Raw genomic sequence first — 869 nt, 5'->3', positions numbered from 1 at the left:
GAAAAAACAAAACAAGAAGTTCAATCTCTAGGCAGAGAAGCTTATGGAATTTGCAAAGACATCAATGATTACCAAGAAATTAAAGAAGAAGTAGAAAAGCTGAGGAATGGGCGCCAAATTGATGTCTGGGTCAATAACGCTGGAATGAACATAAGAAGTAAAGCTGAAGAAGTAATCGAAGAAGAATGGGATACGATCGTTTCCACCAACATGAAAAGCGCATTCTTCCTTTCACAGTATGCTGGACGGGTGATGAAGGAGCGTAAAGAAGGCAAAATCATCAATATTTCTTCTGTAGGTGGACATACTGCTTTGCGTACGGGTGTGGTGTATGCCATGACGAAAAGTGCACTTATCCAAATGACGAAGAATCTAGCGCTTGAGTGGGGGAAATATCAAATTAATGTTAATGCCATCGGTCCTTGGTATTTTCCTACAGCACTAACGGAAGAACTCCTGCAGAACGAAGAGTATGTGCAGTCCATTCTAGAACGAACTCCTCTGAACCGAATTGGTAAGTTGGAAGAGTTATCTGGAGCTGCTGTTTTTTTAGCTTCAGATGCTGGTAACTATATGACTGGGCAGACATTGTTTGTAGATGGAGGAATGACCATATACGGATTTTAAATTTAAAAAAGCGAACGTTCAAATCGAACGTTCGCTTTTTTATACTTTTATAGCCTAGCATTTAATTTACCTTATTCCTTTAAAGCTCCCGATTATTGAAGACTCAGTTTCGAGATAATGGCTGTTTCCGTTGCCTTGGATAGAGAAAGGAGTGCCGGGAAATCACTCGCTTTCCGTGGTCGGGCACTGAGCCTCCTCAGGCTCCGCCGAAGCCACTGAAAAAGTGTTGTATTAACAGAAAG

1 protein-coding gene is annotated in these 869 nt (G+C 41.3%); it reads left to right on the top strand.

Going from position 1 to position 869, the window contains the following annotated elements; translation table 11 throughout:
• A partial coding sequence (locus LD39_RS21555) for an SDR family NAD(P)-dependent oxidoreductase (protein ID WP_035554016.1) occupies window positions 1–627 on the top strand: 627 nt, incomplete at its 5' end.
• Window positions 628–869: the final 242 nt, after the last annotated feature.

It is taken from the genome of Halobacillus sp. BBL2006, from assembly GCF_000786645.1.
Taxonomy (GTDB): domain Bacteria; phylum Bacillota; class Bacilli; order Bacillales; family Halobacillaceae; genus Halobacillus.
The sequence above is the reverse complement of the archived record's forward strand: the minus strand, read 5'-3'. Positions and strand labels throughout refer to the sequence as shown.